This window comes from Phyllobacterium sp. SL163 (assembly GCF_049896885.1).
Taxonomy (GTDB): domain Bacteria; phylum Pseudomonadota; class Alphaproteobacteria; order Rhizobiales; family Rhizobiaceae; genus Phyllobacterium; species Phyllobacterium calauticae.
Genome location: NZ_JAFCVE010000005.1, coordinates 226,278 through 242,276 on the forward strand (window position 1 = coordinate 226,278; position 15,999 = coordinate 242,276).

The following is a 15,999-nucleotide window of genomic DNA, read 5'->3' on the forward strand; positions in this document are numbered from 1 at the left end:
ATGATGGAAGTCTTTAAAAAAACACAAGCATGACGGGAACCGTGCTTCATGATTCCACCAAAACTGGTCGCTGCAGACAGCATTTTGCACAATGGTAACATCTGGTGCGGATACGAAGAAGGCGTCGTTGAAGCGCTGGCGATATGGCAAGGCAAGATCCTTGCAACAGGCTCATCCGCTGAAATGCTGGAACTGCAAGGCGCGCATACAAAGCTTGTCGATCTCCACGGAGCATTCGCAACGCCCGGCCTTAACGATGCGCATCTGCATTTGATTTCTACCGGCTTAACACTCCAATGGATCGATGCAACGCCGGCTAAGCTTCCAACACTTGAAGCTCTGCTTGACGCAATCGGAGCCAAAGCTGCCAGCCTTCCCAAGGGCGAATGGATTCTGGCGCGCGGCTATGACCAGACCAAGCTAGATACGGGCCGCCACCCATTGAAATCGGAGCTGGATCAGGTGGCGCCCGACCATCCGGTCATGCTGACACGTGCCTGTGGCCATATTTCAATCTTCAATTCCGTAGCTTTCGCCAAGGCGGGTGTCGACGAAGCCTATGCCGCTCCGTCGGGTGGCATGATCGAGCAGAGAAATGGCGTCTTGACCGGTATGGTCGCTGAAAATGCCCAAGACGTTCTGCGTGCCGCCATTCCAGATCCCGATGAAAACCAATTGATCGAAGCGATCGAAGCAGCCGGGAAAATGCTGCTCTCCTATGGCATCACGTCGGTCATGGATGCTGCAGTAGGGCACCTTGCCGGCTTTAACGAAATTCGCGCCTATCAGATTGCCCGGCGTGACAATCGGCTACCGGTTCGCAGCTGGTTGGTTTTGCTTGGCGACCCCGGCAAATCGATTGTGCCCGACTGTTATCGCGCCGGACTTGTCTCGGGGGTTGGCGATGACATGCTGACCATTGGCGCCGTCAAGATTTTCCTGGACGGTTCGGCGGGCGGGCGTACGGCCTGGATGTCCAAGCCCTATCTCGGGGACGATAACAATACCGGCATTCAGATGCTGCCAGATGCTGAACTGCAGGATCTTGTCATGGATACCCATAACAAGGGTTACCAACTTGCCTGCCATGCCATCGGCGATCAGGCCATAGAACAGCTGATTACGGCTTACGAGAAGGCACTTGCTGCCACACCTGATCCAAACCGTCGCCACCGGATCGAACATTGCGGATTTTCAACCTCCTCACAGCATGATCGCATGCAGAACGCAGGCATCTATCCCTGCCCCCAGCAGGTTTTCATCTATGATTTCGGTGATGCCTATATTTCGGTTCTGGGCGATGAACGCAGCCGCTCCAGCTATCCGTTGAAGACGTGGGCCGATCTCGGTTTCAAGCCTGCCACAGGCAGCGACAGCCCGGTCTGTCATCCCGACCCGTTTCCGAATTTGTATACGATGCTGACGCGCAAAACCTGGAAAGGGACGGTGATGGATGCCGCGCAATCCGTTTCCATCGAAGATGCGCTGCGCGTTTATACCGAATACGGGGCTTTCTCCCAAAAACAGGAACACATCAAGGGTCGTTTGGTCCCCGGGCAGGTTGCTGATATCGCGATCTTCTCACGCAATCTGTTGACCGCGACACCGGAAGAAATCCTGCACGAAACCCAGTGCAATATGACCTTGAGAGGCGGGGAGATCGTTTTCACGCGAGACTAGAACCTACCAATACCGTGCATAATCATAACAGGGGAAAACACTCAATGTACAAACGGTTCGTGCTCCAATCAACTCTGGCAGCCGTGCTGCTTGCCGGTGTGGCGATGTCGGCATCCGCGGAAGAACCACGCAAAGGCGGCACGATTAATTTCGTTGCTCCCTATGGTTCGAGCTTCGGCACGCTTGATAACCAGGCGAGCCCGGCAACACAGGATGAGTTTGTCACCAAGGCCATTCACAGACGACTTTATGCCTGGGACGGCAATGCCAACAAGCCGGTGCTGGATCTGGCAACCGATGTCAGTGCTTCGGCTGATCGGCTGACTTACACGTTCAAGCTGCGTCAGGACGCGTTTTTCCACAATGACAAGAAGATGACTGCCGATGATATCATCGACAGCTACAAGCGCATCATGACGCCCGGCAAGGCCTATACGGGCGCGCGGTACATCGGCACAATCAAGGGTGCAAGTGACTATTCCGACGGCAAGGCCAAGGATATTGCCGGCTTGAAGAAGATCGACGATTACACGCTGGAAATCACTTTCAATGAACCCGTCAATCCGGCGTTCCAGCTCATGCAGCCAAGCACGGTGATCTATCCGTCAGGCGAAGCCGACAAGGACAGTTTCAAGAGCCATCCGATCGGCCTTGGACCTTATAAGTTCGCTGAATATATTCCGGGCTCACGTCTGACCGTTGAAAAATGGGACAAGTTCTACGGAGCTGACAAGCCGCATGCCGATAAGATCAACATCATGATCATGGGCGAAGCCTCGGCGCGCGACGTCGCTTTCCGCAACAAGGAGGTCGATGTCTCGGTGCTCGGACCGGCGCAGTATGTTGCCTATAAGAATGATCCGGAACTGTCGAAGAATATCTTGGAAGTGGCCGAGGTCTATACGCGTCTCGTCGGCTTCAACGTAGATTTCAAGCCGTTTCAGGATAAGCGGGTCCGCCAGGCCATCAACTATGCGATCGATTCCGATCTGATCATCAAGCGTCTGGGTAAGGATAAGGCCTATCGCGCAGTGAGCTGGTTGCCGCTTTCCTCGCCCGCCTTCGATAAAGCCGCCAAACCCTATCCTTATGATCCCGAGAAAGCCAAGGCGCTTTTGAAGGAAGCCGGCTATCCCGATGGATTTGAGTTTGAACTGACAGCCACCCAGAACGAAAGCTGGGGTTTGACCATCGTCGAAGCGATTATTCCGATGCTCGACAAAGTCGGCATCAAAGTCAAAGCCAAGCCGGTTGAAGCGGCTGTTTTGTCCGAGGTGGTTCCAGCCGGTGATTTCCAGGCCTTCATGTGGTCCCTGGAAAGCGGTCCTGATCCAATGACGGCGATGCAGTGCTTCTATTCAAAGACCTCACAGTCAGCCTGCAATTATTACAAGTTCAACAACAAGGACTTTGACAAACTGTATGAGGCAGCATTGAGCGCGCCGACGGAAGAGCAGAAGAATGATCTTTTGCGCCAGGCGAATAATCTGCTGCAGGATGAGGCCCCCGGCTGGTTCTTCAACTACAACAAGGCAGTTATGGCCTATCAGCCCTGGCTGCATGGTTTGCAGCCAAACTCGGCGGAGCTTGCCATCCAGTCTTATGAACAACTCTGGGTAGGCGACGGCGCCCCATCGGGCCGCTGAAGCGACGGTGCCTGCCCGCCGTCAACGACATGACGGCGGGTCAGCCTTTTCATCTCGCGTGAAGCGCTGTGCACGCATCCTCATCTCCCAACATCAAGCGGCGCGAGGAGCGTATCGGGGCCACTATACCGGACAAGGCAGACGCGACCGCCATCCGAACGAAAGGACATGGATCCGTTGCTTCGATTTATCATTCGGCGAGTTCTGCAGATGATACCGACCATTCTGGCGGTATCTTTGCTGATCTTTGTGATTTTCAGCGTGATACCGGGCAGCTTCACATCAAGCCTGATCGCTGATGGCAAGGGTCGCAATGATCCGAAAGTCGTCGAACAGATGAACAAGGAATTCGGGCTGGACAAGCCCGTCTACCAACGGTTCGGTAGCTACGTCGTCAATCTCGCGCAACTCGATCTCGGACAGTCTTTCCGTACGCGCCAACCCGTCACCCACATGTTGCTGGAGCGGGCATGGCCAACCATGAAACTGGCCATCGCTGCAATGGCGATCGCCATCCTCATTGGCGTGCCGCTTGGATTCGTCGCGGCGCTCAAACCGGGGAGCCTTCTGGACACGGCCACAATGATTGCAGCCGTTTCGGGCCTGTCGCTACCGCAGTTCTGGTTGGGGCTGCTGGCTATGTATGTCTTTGCACTCACATTGGGCTGGCTGCCGAGTTTCGGATATGGCGATGGCGGAATACGCAATCTGATCCTGCCGGCCGTGACGCTCAGCGTGGCGCCTCTGGCGCTGCTTGCCCGGACCACGCGGGCGGCGGTTCTCGACGTGATGAGCGCAGACTTCATTCGCACCGCCCGCTCGAAGGGCATGAATGCCTATCGTCTCGTCACATGGCACCTGATGCGCAATGCGCTCGTGTTGATCATCACCACGGTTGGACTGCAATTCGGCTCTTTGATGGGACAGGCCGTGGTGATCGAGAAGCTTTTCTCATGGCCTGGCCTTGGCTCCCTTCTCGTCGACAGTGTTTCCATGCGGGACATACCGGTGGTGCAGGGTGCCATCCTCATGATTGTATTGTGGTTTTTGATCATCAATACGGTTGTCGATGTTCTTTACGCGGTCATCGACCCGCGTATCAGCCACGGGTGACGGATATGCGACTGCGTTTCAACCTTCTTTTCGGTGGCGCCATCTGCCTGATTATCCTGACGCTGGGTGTGTTTGCGCCTTTGTTCGTGCATCACGATCCGATCCTTGATGCCAATTTGATGAATGCGGAATTGCCCCCGAATGCCGATTTCTGGTTCGGAACCGACTCGCAAGGCCGCGATGTGTTCAGCAGGGTGCTTTATGGGTCCCGTGTGTCGCTGACGGTCGGTATCGTCTCACAGTTGATCAACAGCTGCATAGGCCTGCTGTTTGGCATATCCGCTGGCTATATCGGCGGCAGATGGGATGAATTCGTCAGCGGGCTTACCAATGTGATGCTGTCGATCCCCTCACTGATTTTTGCGCTGGCGATTATGGCCATTCTCGGTCCTGGCCTCGGCAGTTTGCTGATCGCACTTGGACTGACCAACTGGTCATGGACCTGCCGGATTGCACGCTCGTCAGCGTTGTCGCTGAAGAGCCAGGGCTATGTGCAAGCTGCCAAGACGCTTGGCTATAGTGATATCCGCATCATGATCACGCAGATCCTGCCCAATATGATCGGCCCCATCCTCGTGATCGGGACGCTTGGCATGGGTGATGCCATTCTTGCCGAAGCAGCGCTTTCCTATCTGGGACTCGGCATCAGACCGCCCTTCCCAAGCTGGGGCAGCATGCTGACGGATGCACGCGAATTGATCGCCGTCGCACCCTGGGCAGCCATATTCCCGGGGATCGCTATATTTCTGACCGTGCTCGGCCTCAATCTGTTTGGAGATGGGCTGCGCGACTACCTCGATCCGCATATGAGGATACGCAAGGCATGAGCGCTCCCCCTTTGCTTGAGGTCAGGAATCTGCATATCGATATGCGTTCTGGGCAAGAACGACTGAATGTCGTTGAAAACGTTTCTTTTTCGATCGGTGCCGGCGAGACGTTCGGACTTGTCGGCGAAAGCGGATGTGGCAAGAGTATCACCGCTTTGTCGCTGATAGGTCTTCTCAACAGGCCGCTTGCGGTTGGACAGGGTGAAATCCTGTTCAAGGGCCAGAACCTTCTGAAGATGAACGGCAGCGAGCTGCGCAGACTGCGCGGCAATCGAATCTCCATGATTTTTCAGGAGCCGATGACCGCGCTCAATCCGCTGGCGACCGTCGGACGTCAGATTGCTGAAATGTTCGTCTTGCATCAGGGCTCGACCTGGCACGAGGCTGAACGCAAGGCGATCGCCGCATTGGCACAGGTTCAAGTGCCCGCTCCCGACAAGCGTATCAAGAACTATCCGCACCAGATGTCAGGCGGCATGCGCCAGCGCGTGATGATTGCAATTGCATTGGCCTGTCATCCCGACCTGCTGATTGCCGACGAACCCACGACCGCGCTCGATGTCACCGTTCAGGCGGAAATTCTCAAACTGATGCAGGAGCTCTGCGATCAACGCGGTACATCAGTTCTGATGATCAGTCACGACTTGGGCGTTATCGCGAAAATGTGCCAGCGTGTTGGCATCATGTATGCGGGCCATCTCGTTGAAGAACGGGCAGTCGCCGATCTCTTCCGCCATCCGGCTCACCCTTACACGCATGGCCTGCTCGCTTCATTACCGGTCTTGGGGCAGCGCAAGCTGAACGAGCGCAAACCTTTGCAGGAAATCGAAGGAATCGTGCCATCGATTGCCGCTTTTCCCACCGGTTGCCGTTTTGAGCCACGCTGTAAGCGCGCCTCACCAATCTGCCGCGACGCAGTGCCGGGCCCATCCGTTCTCGGGGACCATAGCTTTGTCAGGTGTTACCATCATGGCTGATCAAACCCAACCTCTGTTGCAAATTGAAAATCTGAGCGTGTGCTTCCCGGTATCAGCGGGATTGTTCCGTCGTTCGCACCAAGCTGTGCGGGCAATCAATAATCTCAGCCTCAGCCTTCACAAGAACCAATGCCTGTCCATTGTCGGTGAATCGGGCTGTGGCAAATCTACCCTGGCACTGACAATACTGGGTTTGCAGCACCCCACGCAGGGCAGGATTTCCTTTGATGGAAAGCCGATCACCGGCGCTGACCAGCCGGGACGCATGCAACGCGCACGCATGGCTCAAATGGTGTTTCAAGATCCCTATGCGTCGCTCAATCCACGCCAGACAATTCACGCTGCCCTTGCTGGGCCGCTTGGGTTGCATGGGTTGCGCAACAAAGGTGAAGTCGACGACCGTATTGCGGCGACCCTGAAAATGGTGGGATTGAAACCGGAGCAGGCGAAGCGCTATCCGCATGAATTTTCGGGCGGTCAACGTCAGCGCATCGGGATTGCCCGCGCATTGATCCTCGACCCGAAAATCATTGTTCTGGATGAGCCGGTTTCCGCGCTCGACGTTTCCATCAGGGCGCAGATTATCAATCTGCTTTTGGACCTTAAAGAACGGCTGGACCTGTCTTACATCATGATCAGTCATGACCTGAGTGTTGTTGAACATATGAGTGACCGGGTCGCCGTGATGTATTTTGGCCAGATCGTTGAGGAAGGTCCGTGGCAAAGCATTTTCGCCAATCCGGTCCATCCCTATACGCGCCGCCTGCTCGCCGCCATTCCGGATCCGTTCATGATCATCCGCCAGGAGGACATGACCCGCAAGGACATGCAGCCGCCGCCCCTGTCAGGCTTTTCCTATTACCCCGAGGAAATCGGCACACATGACGTCTATCAGTCACCGCCCCCCACGGAATTCCTCACTGTCGGGGACGATCACAAGGTTCGCTTTATAGCCAGATAACCGGACCAAAATCGCTTGGCATGTCAGATCGGTCGAGCCGATGATCGGCACACCTTTCTGTTCGCGCGGCAACACATAGCCGCAAAGCGGCTGGCCGACACGCTGATAGTCAGTTTCGATATCTTCCCGCCACGGCATAGTCTGAATTCTTTGCCAGTTACACAACGGTAGGGCCGCGCGGATGCCCAAGCATTGCAGCCCTTTCATCATCTGTCAGGGAATAGATGAAGTTATCGCAGGCGTGACGAAGTGCGGCCCAAAGCGGGTCGAGCAGCGATATCAGTTCACCGGCTTTGGGAAAATCGCTCTCACACACGTAATGCGACTGGACGACATGGCGCGCGCCCATTGACTGAAACACCGGCCGCAGACCGTAATCAAGCGCGAGGACATGGGCGAGGCTGCCGCCGGTGCCAAGCGGCAGGATAACCTTTCCAGCCAGTGCAAACTGCGGGAGCACATCCAGGCCTGCTTTCAACAGACCCGAAAACGATGCCTTGTAGATCGGCGTGGCGATGATCAGACCATGCGCAGCGGCAACCTTTTCCAGGAACGACGCCACTGACGGAGCCTGGACGTCGGCTGACAACAAAGCGCCGGGATCGAGATGCCGCAGAACAAGGTGTTCCGTCTCGATTTTCTGTCCGCGCAATTCTTCCAAGACCGCCTCGACAACCCTTGCGGTCTTGGAGGTGGCGGAAAGGCTTGCGGATATGGCGAGAACTTTCCGGTTGCTCATGGACGAACCCCGGCTTTTCCGGCCCGGACGCGATCTGGTGCGCCGGCACTTGGTTCGCGACGAACAGCAAATGCGTTTTGTGGACGCGCCAGCCCCAGACGGTCGCGCAAGGTGCCGGGCTCGTACTCGGTTCTGAATAAGCCGCGCCTTTGCAACTCCGGCACCACGGTCTGCATGAAATTCAGCCAATCCTCAGGCAGCAGCGGAAACATCAGGTTGTATCCGTCAGCCGCTCCCGAGACGAACCAGGCCTCCAGCTGATCGGCGACTTGCGAAGGGGTCCCCGCAACGAGTGGAACCGAGCCGGTATTGGCGATCTTTCGGGCCAGCTGACGTATGGTAAGGCCCTTGTTCGCGTCGTCCTTGACGAGCGTGAGCCAGGTGCGCCAGCCATTGAACGTGCCCTCGTCGGGCAGATCCGGTATGGGCCCATCGAGCGGATAGAGGGACAAATCCACCCCTACCCAACTGGAAAGAAGATCGACGGCAACTTCATCGAGCATCAATGTCTCGAGATAGTCCTGTTTTTCCTGCGCCTCGGATGCCGAGGCGCCGACGATTGGCAGGATACCCGGCAGGAGCTTCAGGCTTTCCGGCGAGCGGCCGTGTTTTGCCAGGCGGTTGTTGATGTCCGCGCGATAGCTAAGTCCTTCCGCCTCGCTGCGAATAACGGCAAAATGCACGTCCGCATGCCCTGCGGCCAGATTCCTGCCCGCGTCGGACGACCCGGCCTGGACGATCACGGGATGGCCCTGCGGCGGTCGCGGTACGTTGAGCGGCCCCTTTACCTTGAAATGCTTTCCCCGATGGTCGAGATAATGGACATATTCGCGATGGGCGAAGAGCCCCGTTGCCTTGTCGATGACGAGCGCGTCGTCTTCCCAGCTGTCCCACAAGGCTTTGGCCACGTCGAGGAACTCGGCGGCGCGCTCATAGCGGACCGCATGTTCGATATTGGCATCGCGGCCAAAGTTGGCGGCCTCTTCTTCCAGCGCCGATGTCACCACGTTCCATGCGACCCGCCCCCTGCTGATATGATCCATCGAAGCAAACATGCGAGCGGTGTTGAATGGCTCGTTATAGGAACTCGACGCTGTCACCATGAAGCCGATGTCCTTGGTGACAGCAGATAGAGCCGATACCAGCGATAATGGTTCCAGTCTGGGATTGGCATAATGTGCCAGCCCGCTGCCATAGGTATCCCAGACGCCGAGATGGTCGGCGATGAAGATCGTATCGAGCTTGGCGCGCTCCGCCGCCTCAGCCAATCGGCGATAGTAGTCCAGATCGAGAAATTCGCGGCCGGGTGCACGCGGATGCCGCCATGACAGGCGATGATCTCCCTGGGGATTGAAGAAAAAGCCAGCTAAAATCATCTGACGACGCGGCATGGCAGACCTTCCTTTGGCCGGTGTTTCGTTGATCACGCTTGTTCCGGGATGGCCGTATCCTGCGCTGCCGGTTAAATTAGGCGAGGCTTTCCCTTTGCAAAAGCGATGATTTCTGCAAGAAAGATAAGTTCAACTTATCTTTTCCGGAGTGGCAGCATGACGGGTATCCCCTCTTTACGCGGCTTGCAGGCGGTCGAGGCCGCCGCCCGCTGTGGAAGCTTTGTCGCTGCATCCGAAGAACTGGCGATTTCGGCCGCCGCAGTCAGTCAGCTCATCCGCACGCTCGAGGATCAAGTCGGACGCAAGCTGTTTCATCGCATCAACCGGCGTGTCGTGCTGACCGAGGCCGGATTGGAGATTTTTCCGCGGCTTGCCAATGCCTTCAATGAACTCCGGAGCGTGTCGCGTGAGCTCGGTAGCGGCAATCAGCGATCCTCGCTGGTGGTGTCGGTGGCACCATCCGTTGCCATGGGCTGGCTCTCTTCGCGTCTGCCGGGATTCGTCGATATCCATGGTCCGGTCGACATCTCCCTCAGGGGTGAAGATGATCCGGTGCCATTCGACCGCGATCTCATCGACATGCGCCTGTCCTACGGTGTCTTTCATTATCCGGAACATGTCACCGAAGCGATTGGCACCGATGCGGTCTATCCGGTGTGTTCGCCACAGTTCCTAGCCGGGCATGACCCGATGACATCTCCGGAAAGTTTGCTGTCGGTCCCCTTGATCCATACCGATTGGGGGCCTGCGGGAGCCTCCTTTCCGTCATGGCGAAACTGGTTCGCCTCCGCCGGTGTGACGCCGGGCCGCCATATCCAGCATGGGATGACCGCCAACTCGTCGATGGCGTCGCTCGACCTGGCGCGTGGCGGACTGGGCATAACACTGGCGCAGGGGTTGTTCTGTGCCCGCCAGGTAGAAGCGGGCGAACTGGTCGTTGCCTGCAATCAGGTGCTCGAACTGGCCAGCCCCTATTGCATCACCACCCCGCGCAGAAGCGCACAACGTTCCGTTGTTGCGGCTTTCAAATCATGGTTCATCGATGAATGTCTGCGTTGCGTGAACGCGCCAGCACTTTTGGCTTCCAAGGTTCAGCGGTAACTCGGCGGCCAACAGCTTCAGCTCCCTCACGCGCCGATGTCCTGCAGACGCGCCGTAAGGCAGGACACGTCAGGTCCGAGCGGTCGGTCTTCGATGAGAGGCCCGGCAACGGATCGGACGAGATCGTAGGTCTCTTGCGTACCGCGGCCGCAGTGATGGCCCGCACGCAGATCGACTGCCTGCGCCCCGGCCAGCAGCTCGCAGGCAACAAGATGCCGCCAGAGATCGAGCATATCGGCGCACTTGGCCACCGCCAGAAGTGTCTGGGTGGCGTGATCTTCCACCCCTTCGGATACGGGCAAGAAATCCAGCAACACAGGATTTGCCTTGTGGCGGATCGCGCCGACAAGCGCAGTAACCGTCTTTTGCAGCGGAACAAAACCGGCGGATGCTTCGCCTACCGACGAAAGGTAACGCGGCAGGCCATTGCGGCCAGATCCGGTCAATTGAATGAACCGGGCAGCACTGGCCAGCGCCATCTGGGCGATAGCAAGTCCCAGGGTTTCAAACGCCAGTGCCAGAAACGGCGTGTGGAAATTGCCCGTCGAAAGCACCCTGTTCTCATCAACAAGCACCAGCGGATTGTCCGCTGCCGCATTCAGCTCGATCTCCACGGCTTCTCGGGCTGCATCCAGCGCATGCGCCAGCGCCCCATGGATCGAGGCGACACAGCGCAGGCTTAGCGGGTCCTGAATGGCCGCGCGCGCTTCATGCAGCGACGAGCCTTCAAGACGGGCAAGGAGCCTTTCCGCTTCCTGTATTTGCCCGGCGGCCGGGCGTGCCTGCTGGATGGCCGGGTGGAGGATCAGCGGGTTGCCGCCAAGCCCCTCGAAACTGAGCGCAGCAGCCTGTCGCTGCCATTCGAGCAAGACCATGGCATCGCTCAGGGCCAGTGCGCCCTTCCCCACCGAGACTGCCGAGGCATTGAGAAGCGACAGCCCGTCCTTCGGACCAAGTATGGAGGGTCGCAGACCGGCCTTCGACAGGGCTTCGGCGGAGGTAAGCACCGCGCCGTCATATTCGGCCTGCCCCTCGCCGATCAGGGTCTGGGCAATGGCAGACAGCAGGACAAGATCACCCGCACCGATCGACCCGATGGATGGAACAAGCGGGTGCACCTTGTGATTGATCAGTGCCAGCAGATCAGCAAAGACGTCAGGCGACAGGCCGGAGCCGCCAACCGCCAGCATGGACAGGCGCGCCGCCATGACAGCACGGGTTTCGTCGCGCGGCAGCACTGGACCGACGCCGGCACCCCGTCCGCGCACCAGCTGCTGCTGGAACTGACCGGCTTCATCGGCAACCGTCGTCCTGAGATTGGCGCCAAGCCCCGTGTTCAGGCCGTAGATATGCTGCCCGGAAGCAGCAGCAGCATCGAGCACGGCCCTCGCCCGGGTCAGTCTGGCCAATACATCGGGCGTCACCGTGACGATAACATCCTTGCGTGCGACGGCTGTAATATCGGCGATGGTGATGCCTGAACCCGTGAGAACAAGCGTGTTCATGCGAACCGTAGCCTCTGGCCGATATTGTTCGCCTTGGCTTTCTCGAGCATGGCATAACCAAGCGCGATATCGCTGAGCGACAGGCCCCTGTGCCAGAACAGGATGGTTTCACCGTCGTTCTCGCGTCCCGTCCGGTGACCGGCGACGATCTGGCCAAGTTCCGCATGCAATGTCTGTTCGGACAGCTTGCCCGCCTCGACATGGGCGCGCAGCGAGCCGAATTTACCGCCCCTGCACTGGCCCCAGTCATCCACCACCAGCTTGTCCATGATATCGGTGAGCGACAGTTCCACCGCGCTCATCGTGCCGTAGGGCACGACGAAGGCACCGGGCTTGATCCATTCGGTCTTGAGCATCGGTTGCGGCTCAGGCAGGCGTGATGCCTCGACCACGATATCAGCACCCTCGACGCATGCCTGCCAGTTGTCGGTAACGGTTATCGGCTTGCCGAGATCATCCGAGAGTTTTTTCGCGAAGGCGTCGCGGCTTTCCGGGCGGCGCGAATGCACGCGGATTTCATCGAAATCATAGAGATGATCGAGCAGCCGCACATTCCAGTAGGCGGTGCCGCGCGCGCCGATATGGCCGAGCACCTTGGAATTCCTGCGCGCCAGATGTTTTGCACCAAGGGCGGTGATCGCACCGGTCCGCATATCGGTGATGACAGTGGCATCGAGAATGGCCTTTGGTGCGCCTGTGCGCGGATCAAACAGGTTGAGCACACCGAATTCGGAGGGATAGTTCAGCTTATAATTATCAACGAAGTCCCCGACGATCTTGACGCCTGCCAGATTGAGCGGCGCCACATAGCCACGCAGCACGTTGAAATGGCCATGAAACGTTTCATCAGGCTCCAGATGCACTCGCGGCTCGATCACGGTCTGGCCGTTGCCCTGCGCGGCGAGCGAGGTCTCGATTGCCGCCAAAATCTCCGCATCGGTCAGCGCAAGCGCCTCGATGTCGAGGGCATTCAGATAGTCGATATAGATCGGTTTCATGCTTTTCTTTCTCTGCTCATGACGAACGGGCCGGTGTTCTGACGCCCAGATTTTCTCGCAAGGTGCGCCCTTCATATTCCGTGCGAAAGAGGCCCCGGCGCTGCAGCTCCGGCACGACGAGTCTCACAAAATCGTCGAGCCCCGTGGGAAAGAGCGGCGGCATGACATTGAACCCGTCGGCTGCCTTGCCGCGAAACCGTTCTTCCAGCGCATCGGCAATCTGGACGGGCGTGCCGATCAGTTGCCAATGGCCGCGCGCACCGGCGAAATGCCGGGCCAATTGCCGGATGGATAGATTCTCCCGCCGGCCGAGATCGATGATGAGCTGCTGCCGGCTCTGAATGCCATCGGTTTGCGGCATATCCGGCAACGGTCCGTCGAGCGGATAGGCCGACAGGTCCTTGAGACTGAGATAGCTCGCCAGCAGCGCCACACCGACCTGATCGGGGATCAGTTCCTGCAGTGCATCGTATTTTGCCCGTGCTTCGCTTTCGGTTTCGCCGACGATGGGCGAAACACCGGGCATGATCTTGAGATCGTCTGCCTGTCGCCCGAACTTCGCCAGCCGGGCTTTGACGTCGGCATAGAAGGCCTGCGCCTCGCCCATGGTCTGGGCAGCGGAAAAGACCACGTCAGCGGTACGGGCGGCAAGGTCCTTGCCGACATCCGACGCCCCGGCCTGTACCATCAACGGCCTGCCCTGCGGCGACCTCTGGCTGTCCAGCACACCTGTGACGGTGAAATGCGTGCCATGGTGATCGACCGGATGAAGTCTTGCCGGATCGGCATAGATGCCCCGCTTCGCGTCGATGACATAGGCGCCGTCATCCACGCTGTCCCAGACGGCGACAGCAGCTTCGGCAAACTCCTCTGCCCGCTCATACCGCTGGGCATGTGGCCGCAAGCCGCTCGATACAAAATTCTCCGCTTCAAGATCGCTGGCGGATGTTACCAGATTCCACCCGGCCCGGCCCCCGCTGAGCTGATCGAGCGCGGCGAATGTCCGCGCCAGGCCGTAAGGCTCATTATAGGTGGTGGAGGCCGTGGCAACGAGACCGATATGGGAAGTATTGACCGCCAGCGCCGCCAGCAGACTGAGCGGTTCGAAACTGGTCGAGCGCGCTGCCTGGCTGGCAATCTCCGGGTTGCGCTCGCGAATGGCCGCAGCGTCTTCGATGAAGACCATGTCGAATTTTGCCCGTTCGGCCGTCTGCGCCAGCTGAATGAAATGGCCGATATCAGCCCCGGCATTGGCATGGGCATCGGGATGGCGCCAGGCGGCGATATGATGGCCGCCCGCCATGAGAAAGGCACCGAGTTTCATCTGGTCCGCGCTCATGATGCACGCTCCAGGCGAGCCGGATGCGCAAGGCCGAGATGGCCGCGCAGGGTCGTGGCGTCATAAGCATGACGGAACACACCGCGCTGCCGAAGTTCCGGAACAACCTCATCAACGAAGCTGGCAACACCTTCGGGCGCAATTGCCGGCAGGGCGACAAATCCGTCGAGACCGGCCACAGCTGCCTGCTCCTGCATCTGGTCGGCAATGTCCGAAGCGGTGCCGATGGAGGGAACGATGTTCGCGAGCAGCCTGATATCCTCACGCTGGCGTCCGTGCGCCACGAGGCGTTCAAGCAGACTGGCGGCAAGCGCTTTCCATGCATCCGGCGTTGTCTCCGGCAGGAAAACCACATCCGCCAGCGCTGCAGTGTCGAGCGTATCCGGAGTCAGGACATGGCTGATCACCGGTCTGCCCTGTGGTGACGGATTGACATTGAGCGGGCCGCGAACCGTGAAATACGCACCCTTGTGGTTGAGAACGTGCATTTTATCAGGTTCGAAAAACCGCCCCCGAGCCTTGTCATAGACAAAGGCGTCGTGCTCCCAGCTGTCCCAGAGCCCGGATACCACGGCAAGATAGTCCCGATCACGATCAGGATCATGGGAGCCGATGACATTCCAGCCGGTACGCCCCCCGCCAATCAGATCGAGGGACGCAAAACGCCGGGCGAGATTGTACGGTTCATGCTGATGCGTCGCTGCGGCGGCAATCAGGCCGATGCTGCGCGTCGCCGTCGCCAGCGCCGAGACCAGCATGGTTGGCTCGAACGGCAGGGCAAGCGGCGACAGATCATCATGAGGCCGCTGACCAAAACTATCCGCCAACAGGACGAAATCCAGTCCGCCTGCTTCCGCCTTCTTGACCTGCGCCGCTATGTGACCGAAATCGAGCGCGTCCAGCTGGCCGCTTTTTGCGCGCCAGGCGGTCGGATGATGGCCGAACGGCGTCAGTGACAGGCCGATATGCATCATTCCGCATCCCCGGCGCTGACGCGGATTTCATCAACCTTTTCATTGTAGAACGAGATCAATCCCTTGATCCGTCCGCTTTCGTAGAGCGGCTCCGGATAATACCAGACGATGTTCTCGTGGCGCTTTCCATCGAGATCGAAGTGATAGTAGGACGCCCTGCCCTTATAGGGGCAATAGGTGTGCAGCGCGCTATTCGCCAGCGTGCCGGCAACCAGGTCTTCCACGGGAAAGTAATAGCGCGGGATCAGACTGGTCTCGAACAGGAAAACCGCGCGGTTCGTGCGGGCAACCAGCGTGCCATCGACAAAGACCTCCACACGGCGCTTGCTGTCGATCGTATCGACCCGCCAGTGAACATTGCGCGGATGACCGAAGATTTCCTCATCTTCCTCAAACCAGCGCACGGCGCTCCACGCCACAGTTGCATAACCGGCGAGTTCAGGCACGCCTTGTGGCACGTTTTCATAGCTCCAGGCGCTACCCTCAGCGCCCTTGAGCGACCAGTAGCGTCTTGCCCCGAGCACCGGCGATTTCCCCGTCTTTTCCGACGGCTGGAGAAGATCAGCGCGGAAGTCCGACTTCGGCAGGTAATAAACGGGGTGACCGCCATTTTCGTAGATGACGATGGCCTGCGTACTGTCGGCGATCACCTCTTCACCCAGCTTCAGGCGGATGCGGCGATAGGTCGGTTCGATCAGGACAGCGGGCACTTCCCGGGAACGATAACTGATGGACATAAGCACTCTCC

14 protein-coding genes are annotated in these 15,999 nt (G+C 58.3%); 7 read left to right on the forward strand and 7 right to left on the reverse strand.

The window, feature by feature from the left end:
- Nucleotides 1–48: 48 nt before the first annotated feature.
- From ACP7B1_RS13320 to ACP7B1_RS13345, 6 genes are all read left to right on the forward strand, one after another.
- The gene (locus ACP7B1_RS13320; RefSeq protein ID WP_346308107.1) at nucleotides 49–1,680 is read left to right on the forward strand and encodes an amidohydrolase; all 1,632 of its coding nucleotides are present in this window, start codon (nucleotides 49–51) and stop codon (nucleotides 1,678–1,680) included.
- A 44-nt stretch (nucleotides 1,681–1,724) separates the two neighbouring features.
- Nucleotides 1,725–3,326, forward strand: a complete 1,602-nt coding sequence (locus ACP7B1_RS13325) for an ABC transporter substrate-binding protein (RefSeq protein WP_426136963.1) — start codon at nucleotides 1,725–1,727, stop codon at nucleotides 3,324–3,326.
- Nucleotides 3,327–3,503: 177 nt separating this feature from the next.
- Nucleotides 3,504–4,439 carry an ABC transporter permease gene (locus tag ACP7B1_RS13330; RefSeq protein ID WP_346308138.1) on the forward strand — a complete coding sequence of 312 codons (936 nt, stop codon included), beginning with the start codon at nucleotides 3,504–3,506 and terminating at the stop codon, nucleotides 4,437–4,439.
- 5 nt (nucleotides 4,440–4,444) lie between these two features.
- Nucleotides 4,445–5,266 carry an ABC transporter permease gene (locus ACP7B1_RS13335; RefSeq protein WP_346308109.1) on the forward strand — a complete coding sequence of 274 codons (822 nt, stop codon included), beginning with the start codon at nucleotides 4,445–4,447 and terminating at the stop codon, nucleotides 5,264–5,266.
- Complete coding sequence (locus ACP7B1_RS13340) at nucleotides 5,263–6,243, forward strand: ABC transporter ATP-binding protein (protein ID WP_346308110.1); 981 nt, start codon at nucleotides 5,263–5,265, stop codon at nucleotides 6,241–6,243. The genes ACP7B1_RS13335 and ACP7B1_RS13340 overlap by 4 nt, the downstream gene beginning before the upstream one ends.
- Nucleotides 6,236–7,204, forward strand: a complete 969-nt coding sequence (locus ACP7B1_RS13345; RefSeq protein WP_346308111.1) for an ABC transporter ATP-binding protein — start codon at nucleotides 6,236–6,238, stop codon at nucleotides 7,202–7,204. Before ACP7B1_RS13340 ends, ACP7B1_RS13345 begins: the two co-directional genes overlap by 8 nt.
- A gap of 157 nt (nucleotides 7,205–7,361) precedes the next feature.
- Here the strand turns inward: ACP7B1_RS13345 and ssuE are convergent, their stop codons facing one another.
- Nucleotides 7,362–7,943: an NADPH-dependent FMN reductase gene (gene ssuE / locus ACP7B1_RS13350; RefSeq protein ID WP_346308112.1), complete on the reverse strand. Its 582-nt coding sequence runs from the start codon at nucleotides 7,941–7,943 to the stop codon at nucleotides 7,362–7,364.
- Entirely contained in the window at nucleotides 7,940–9,334 is a 1,395-nt protein-coding gene (locus ACP7B1_RS13355; RefSeq protein ID WP_426136964.1) for an LLM class flavin-dependent oxidoreductase, read from the reverse strand. Before ACP7B1_RS13355 ends, ssuE begins: the two co-directional genes overlap by 4 nt.
- 156 nt (nucleotides 9,335–9,490) lie before the next feature.
- Between ACP7B1_RS13355 and ACP7B1_RS13360 the strand changes: the two genes are divergently transcribed.
- The gene (locus ACP7B1_RS13360; RefSeq protein ID WP_346308114.1) at nucleotides 9,491–10,435 is read left to right on the forward strand and encodes a LysR substrate-binding domain-containing protein; all 945 of its coding nucleotides are present in this window, start codon (nucleotides 9,491–9,493) and stop codon (nucleotides 10,433–10,435) included.
- A gap of 26 nt (nucleotides 10,436–10,461) precedes the next feature.
- On the opposite strand, the gene ACP7B1_RS13365 is transcribed toward ACP7B1_RS13360, so the two are convergent.
- Genes ACP7B1_RS13365 through ACP7B1_RS13385 form a run of 5 tightly spaced genes read right to left on the reverse strand, consistent with a single transcriptional unit; the run spans nucleotide 10,462 to nucleotide 15,988 of the window.
- Nucleotides 10,462–11,940, reverse strand: coding sequence for a histidine ammonia-lyase (locus ACP7B1_RS13365; protein ID WP_346308115.1), 1,479 nt, complete (start codon nucleotides 11,938–11,940; stop codon nucleotides 10,462–10,464).
- The gene (locus tag ACP7B1_RS13370; protein WP_346308116.1) at nucleotides 11,937–12,938 is read right to left on the reverse strand and encodes an ornithine cyclodeaminase family protein; all 1,002 of its coding nucleotides are present in this window, start codon (nucleotides 12,936–12,938) and stop codon (nucleotides 11,937–11,939) included. The genes ACP7B1_RS13365 and ACP7B1_RS13370 overlap by 4 nt, the downstream gene beginning before the upstream one ends.
- 16 nt (nucleotides 12,939–12,954) lie before the next feature.
- Nucleotides 12,955–14,277 carry an LLM class flavin-dependent oxidoreductase gene (locus tag ACP7B1_RS13375; RefSeq protein WP_426136965.1) on the reverse strand — a complete coding sequence of 441 codons (1,323 nt, stop codon included), beginning with the start codon at nucleotides 14,275–14,277 and terminating at the stop codon, nucleotides 12,955–12,957.
- Complete coding sequence (locus ACP7B1_RS13380; RefSeq protein WP_346308118.1) at nucleotides 14,274–15,251, reverse strand: LLM class flavin-dependent oxidoreductase; 978 nt, start codon at nucleotides 15,249–15,251, stop codon at nucleotides 14,274–14,276. The genes ACP7B1_RS13375 and ACP7B1_RS13380 overlap by 4 nt, the downstream gene beginning before the upstream one ends.
- Nucleotides 15,248–15,988, reverse strand: a complete 741-nt coding sequence (locus ACP7B1_RS13385) for a DUF427 domain-containing protein (RefSeq protein WP_346308119.1) — start codon at nucleotides 15,986–15,988, stop codon at nucleotides 15,248–15,250. The genes ACP7B1_RS13380 and ACP7B1_RS13385 overlap by 4 nt, the downstream gene beginning before the upstream one ends.
- Nucleotides 15,989–15,999: the final 11 nt, after the last annotated feature.